Raw genomic sequence first — 6413 nt, 5'->3', positions numbered from 1 at the left:
CTACAAAAATTTCCTGTAAGATATGCTCCCGTAAAAGAACCCTCTCAAATTGAGAAAAAAGAAGAGAGAGAAACCGAAGAAGGAAAACCTTACATTAAAGAATTTATTGAGAAAAAAACCCTCAGGAGCAATGCAAACCGCGGTAGTGTTGGCGTATTATTTAAAAAAGTATGAGGGAAAGGAAACTTTCACTAAAGAGGATATAAAGAAAATTTGGGCAGCATCGGCTCGGAAACCTCCTAAAAAAATTTGGCAATCAGTAATAGATGGTAAAAATCGATACCGGTGGTTTGAAGAAGTTTCTCGGGGAAAATATAGATTATCTCCTCATGGAATATACTTTGTTGAAAACGAGCTTCCAAAGAAAACTAAGAGGTAACCTCTATGGAAGGGTTACACAGTATATTTAGTGGCACCGTTGATTCTATGTTAGTTGAAAAACTAACGGAAGTTTATCAAAAAATAAAACAAAATTTCTGGCTAGGAAAAGATGAAGAATGCATGGAAAAAGTTGGGAAGTTTGTAGAAATTACAATAAGAATATTGGAGTATATAACCTCTGGTAGTTTTACACCTATTGAAAATGATCTCAAGGTCTCTGAAACTCTTAAAAAATTTGAAAATTTGCCAAAACAAAATTTTCCCGAATCCATACGAATTATAATTCCAAGAGTTCTTTATCCACTATATACTTTTCGCAGTAAGAGAGGTGGAGCCCACATAAAAGGAGTTAATCCGGATCATATAGATGCAACTTATATTATTTCAGCATGTGATTGGGTTATGGCTGAACTTATTAGACTATACTACACAAACGAAGAAAAAGAAATACAAAAAATAATAAATTCTATAGTAGATAGAAGAGTGCCTATATTAGAAGAATTTGGAGAAGATTTGAAGATTTTGGATCCTTCGCTTTCTGTGCCTGATAGAATTTTAATAATTCTTTATAAAAAACATCCCAACTCAGTATCAACTGATGAATTAAAGAGATGGGTCAAAACCAAGACACCCACCTATATAAATACTGCACTGAAAAAGTTGGATGATAATGGATTTGTTTATAGGCAGAACAAAGAAAATACTATAACTAGAAAAGAGATTGCTTATGTGGAAGATAAATTTAAGGAAAAACTCTAATAATATATTTGCCGAGCCCAACGCTACGCCCCTTTGGGGCTTGCCTTCGCTGATGCTCAGGTCGTTTACCAGGAGGATATGTGGCTCGCTATCGCTCGCCCAAATTTGCTCCGCTTCCGCTCTGCAAACTTCACATATCCCCGGAACGTTAGGCGACATTTCGCTTGGCGGTCTAAAATATAATGGAGGTGTAAAAAATGATAGTAGCCAATTATGAGGCAAAATGGGAACCTCTCTCCAAAGAACATGAAAATATAGATAGAGAAATTCAACGTATATTAGAGAACTATAAAAATGGGACATCCATAGAATCTTTTGCATATGCTATTTTAGGAACATATGGGATAGGTAAAACGCTGCTTCTTTATCAGATTCATAAATATTCAATTGAAAAGGAAATTATACCTTTATACTTTCTCGCTGAAGATTTATTTAGAGAAATAATTAAAGAAACAGAAGAACATCAATGGACACCAGGTGAAGTGTATTCTTTAGTTGAAAAGAAGATAGACGAAATAAGAAGATGTCTTAATAATGGAGATCGTGCAGGATTAGAAAATATCATAGATCCGAGAGGAAAAATGAGAAAAGATTGTCCACCTCTCATTGACAGGATTATAGAGAAATTCTCCCATAGCATCTCTGAAAACACAAAAATAATTCTGCTTGTAGATGAATTGGAAGGACAGTATGGAAATCTTCAAAACATTGTTCAAACAAAAGATAGGTCACCTTTGAGAGAGTGGCTCGAAAGCAAAACGCATCTTAAGTTTTTAGCATTTGCACCAGCTGGAATCTATGAACTTGGTGGTGCCGATAGAGACAGAGTCAAGAGAATAGTTATACCTTCTGCTGATGTTAAATATATTCGTGAAAACATAATCAGTGATGCAGGAAGAAGCAATTCTTGCTGGTGGTTTTCAAGAGGAAAAGCAAGACAATTATTTAAAACAATAGATGTTCTTAAAAGATTAAACCACTCTTTAGATTCTGATGAGACTTCCAGAATTCTAAGAACAGAATTAGATCCTATCGGTCAACCACCAACCGAGGTACCTCCTGCGGTAATTGATAAGATCAATCCTTCTCAAGTCCCATATTTATTTAAGCTTTCTCCTAAGAAAATGGAAAAAGCGAGACGATACGTCATAGATACTGAAAATCTTAATGTTGGAGAACTTGCAGACAAATTAATAGAAGCATTTAAAATAAGCAAAGATAATGCGATACTTTTAGCAGAATATTTCAAAAAGACTGTTCGTACGCTATCAGATGAAAACTGGTTAACGTATGTGGATGAAGATGACTTACCTGAGTTGTTTTCTATTACATTAGACCATTTTCTTGAATATGAACATGGAAGTCCAGAACTTTCAAAAAGATTTGGAGAAATACTTAGTCTATACGAAAGAACAAAAGAAGAGCACGCAGCAGTTTACGGGATCATAGGAAAACTTTGGGAATATAAAGAAGTGGAAGTAGGTCTTCCATTATCAATTGGAGAAATCAGAGAAGTGTTTCCGTTCCCCACTATGAATCCAATTGTAAGAAATTATGTGCCAGCGGATATGAAACAAAGATGGGAAGGACGAGGTCTTCCTATATGGAAGTGGACTGAGGGAGATATAACAGTGCTTTTCTTTGCATCCCAAAGAGATTTTAATGAATATTGGAAATCAGATGAATTTCTCGATTCAGCATTACCTGATGGCAAAGGAGTTTTATGCTTCTTACCTCATGGAGAAAATATAAAAACAGACACTGAACCTCTTCTTAGATGGTTGGAAAATAGAGACAAACTTAGAATAGAATACCTACCACACTTACTCACAGACTTTCTACTGAGCGCATCTGGAGAACTTGATAATATTCCCAGAGATTTAATGGAGATATTAAAAGAATTTAAGGAAAATAAGGAGGATCTTTTACTTTCTAGAAAGGCTGATATTTACGGTAAGGCTTTAAATGATACTGTACAAGACTCTCTCCCTAAACCCGAACTTATTTACAAAGGGAAACCTCCATATTCAGACGATGTATGGGGAAAGAAACAGATTGGGCATAGAAAGGTGGCAATAAGTGGTGTAGCATTAGTGTTTGCCAATCTAAAGCCAGAGGAGAAACTTTTGTTAGCAGATATTAGGGAACTTTTCAAAGGCGGTAGAGAAGGTAAAGGAATAGGAGATTTGCGATTTCTAATTTCTGGAAGAGAGGCACCTGGAAAGGGAGGACATACGAGACTACCAGATCGATTGCTACCGTATCGAACAAAAGGTGGTAAGATAAGAGATACCGAGATCATTGAAGGATTGAGAAACTATTGGAGAAAAGATGAAAAAGAAAAATTAGAGGATTTGGCACGTATACTTAGGCTCGATGATTTCCTAAAGTTACATCCCGACGAAGATGTAAATCGTTTACTAGAAGCAATTTGGATAGTAACTAGGAAAGAATTTGACATAGAAGAGGAAGAAATACAGAATATATCGCTAAAGTTAAAAAATGAAATAATTCCTACTTTAGAAAAGTGTTATAATCTGGAAAAAAGAGCAAATACTTTTGGTTTAGATGGAATAGATTTTGGAGATTACGAAAGATTAGTTAAATCTCTTAATGGATTTAAGAGACTCTTAGAAGTGATTAACAGATCCAGCAACTCTTCAGATGTAGTAAAATCTATAATTATACTGCTTAGTGAGAATATAGAAGAAATTGATGACGATATTACAGAATTGGATGATTTATGTAGCGATACTGAAAGGGCACTAGAAGATTTACAAGAATCAGCAGAGAATTTGAAAAGAAATTTCTTAGAATACAGAAAAGCTATGAAATTCTTAGGGATAAAGAAGAAGGATTTGGACAAAATAATTGAAGCAAACACAAAGATAGAAGGTACACTTAGTTTGGAGGATATCAAAGAAAGAGCTGAGGAAAACAGAGAATACTTGGATGAAATTTCCCAGAAAATAACCGAGTTGGAAGATACATTAAATAATATTGATAATAGGCTTAGTCAAATAAAAGGAGAGGATTAAAATGGTAGAAAACATCACTGATATAATTCAAAGAAAAATTTGGACTGCTGAAGATATTTCTAAAAAATTGGATGATTTGATAGAGAAATCTATGACAATATCGCCTGACGAAAGAAAAATGCTTCCCACCACAATAAGCGACTGGTCTGAGGATAAAGTTAAGAAGTTTATAAAGTCGCTGGAAAGAGCGATTGTTAATCCGCTAAGACATAAGAATAAGGAAAAATTGAAGAAAATAGGAATTGATGTAGAAAAGATACCTGATGAGATTTTCGATAACACAGAACTTATTGATGATATTTTAAAATACTTTAAGGAAATAAATAAAATTGATGAAATTGTTGCGAATATTCTAATTGAAGCAAGAGAAATAGAAAAGTGGCTTATTGAAAGTCCTGAAATTATCATTCAAAGACTCCAAGATATTTTAGATATTGGTCCGCGGGTCAAAGATATTGCCAATAGGAATATAAATGAACAATTTAAGCGGGAACTTATAATAAGGACATTAAGAGACACAACTTTTATAGATGATGCCGAGGAGGCCCTTTCGAATTTTGATTATTTAAGTAGTTTTGGGATTTTGATAGATTACTCTATTAAATTTGAAGAACTTATAAGTGACTTAAATGATACAAGTGAAAAAATTAACAACTTAGTACATGATTTGGGGCTTCTAGAAGAAGAAATTAAAGAAAAAGTAAAAAGCAGATCTCATAAAGATGCTCAATCTATCATCAAAGAAATGCAAGATGAATATAGTAGAGAAAAAGAAAGATTAATCGATGAGATAAAAATGTATTTGTCTGTTTTGAGATCATTTGGTAGTGAAACGTTAGAGGAGTCGGAATTAAACGAGAAAACTCTGCCAGAACTCCAAGAACTTTTAGAAGAAATAAAAAAGAAAAGTTTAGAACACCTTGACGAAAGTGGAATGAGGATTTTCAAATTCCTAAAAGGTGAAGAAAGTTTCCCAGAGGATATTGAACTGGATGAAGTCAAAAAATCTCTGGAACGTTTACGTCCAATTTTCTTGAAAGGTTTAAAGGAGGAGAGTTAAATGCCTGAAGTTAAAGAAAGTGAAATATATAATGCTCTTCTAAAATATAAGGGAACTGAAACTTTTAAAATAGGAAATGCGGATGTTATTCTCTCTCTAAATCCTCGAGATACTCATAAAAAAGACAGACCTGACAGTATATTGTGGATTGAGATAACCTTAAAAATATTCGGACAAAAATTTGAGGTTAGGTTACCAATACCAATAGAAGGCGAAAAGCCAGGATTAAGAGAGGCCATTGAGGATTTAAATGCATTCGTTGAAAGAGGACATTATTTAATTGAAATGCCTATGATAGTAGTTTCAGAAGCAGGATATGATAAAAAAGAAGTAATGAAGAAATTTCCTACAAAATTTACTGTCAAACAGACACCTATAAGACGATTGAAGGAGGATTGAACTTGAGACCGCCAAGCGAAACGCTTCGCCACTGTCGTGGCTTGCCCTTCGGGTCGCCTAACAAGCGGGTATGTGGTTCGGGCTTTCAGCCCTCACCCAAATTGCCTTCGGCGACTTTAGATACCCGCCAAACGTTGTCCGAAATCGCTCGAAGCCCCTTTGTAGAAATGTTAATACTTGGGAATTATATAGGGTGAAATGATGAATAACTGGGCGAGAATAATAATCGGTGATAGTCGAAAGATGATAGAAATTGATGATAACAGTGTGGATTTAGTTGTTACTTCTCCACCTTACTGGCATATTAAAGATTACGGAGCTCCCGGACAGATTGGTTATGGAGAAAGCTTGCATGAATATTTGAAAGATTTATACAGGGTATGGAAAGAATGTTATCGTGTTCTTAAACCGGGACGGAGATTAGCAATAAACATAGGCGATCAATTCGCAAGGTCTATAATTTATGGCAGATACAAAATTATACCACTACACGCCGAATTTATAGCTCAATGCGAAGATATAGGTTTTGACTTTATGGGTTCAATAATCTGGCAGAAGAAAACCACAATGAACACGACAGGTGGAGCAAATGTAATGGGTTCCTATCCTTATCCGCCTAATGGAATGATTGAGATTGACTATGAATTTATACTCATTTTTAAAAAACCTGGAAAGAGTGGAAGAATCTCAAAGGAAATTAAAGAAAAATCTAAACTAACAAAAGAAGAATGGAAAGAGTATTTTTACGGACATTGGTATTTTGGTGGCGCAAGGCA

5 protein-coding genes are annotated in these 6413 nt (G+C 34.7%); all 5 read left to right on the top strand.

From position 1 onward, the window contains the following. The first annotated feature begins 426 nt into the window (after positions 1–426). Entirely contained in the window at positions 427–1140 is a 714-nt protein-coding gene (locus LWW95_11470; protein MDL1957644.1) for a hypothetical protein, read from the top strand. Between the two features lie 197 nt (positions 1141–1337). Next, a complete protein-coding gene (locus LWW95_11465; protein MDL1957643.1) occupies positions 1338–4178 on the top strand; it encodes a hypothetical protein in 2841 nt (946 codons plus the stop codon). Position 4179: 1 nt separating this feature from the next. After that, positions 4180–5238 (top strand): hypothetical protein, encoded by a 1059-nt coding sequence (locus LWW95_11460; GenBank protein ID MDL1957642.1) that lies wholly within the window; start codon positions 4180–4182, stop codon positions 5236–5238. Further along, positions 5239–5637, top strand: coding sequence for a hypothetical protein (locus LWW95_11455; GenBank protein ID MDL1957641.1), 399 nt, complete (start codon positions 5239–5241; stop codon positions 5635–5637). A 201-nt stretch (positions 5638–5838) separates the two neighbouring features. After that, the coding region (locus LWW95_11450) for a site-specific DNA-methyltransferase (protein ID MDL1957640.1) at positions 5839–6413 on the top strand (575 nt) is incomplete at its 3' end.

Origin of the sequence: Candidatus Desulfofervidus auxilii (assembly GCA_030262725.1) — a bacterium.
GTDB lineage: Bacteria > Desulfobacterota > Desulfofervidia > Desulfofervidales > Desulfofervidaceae > JAJSZS01.
Note: the sequence above shows the minus strand (reverse complement) of the source record. Positions and strands in the feature narration are given on the sequence as shown.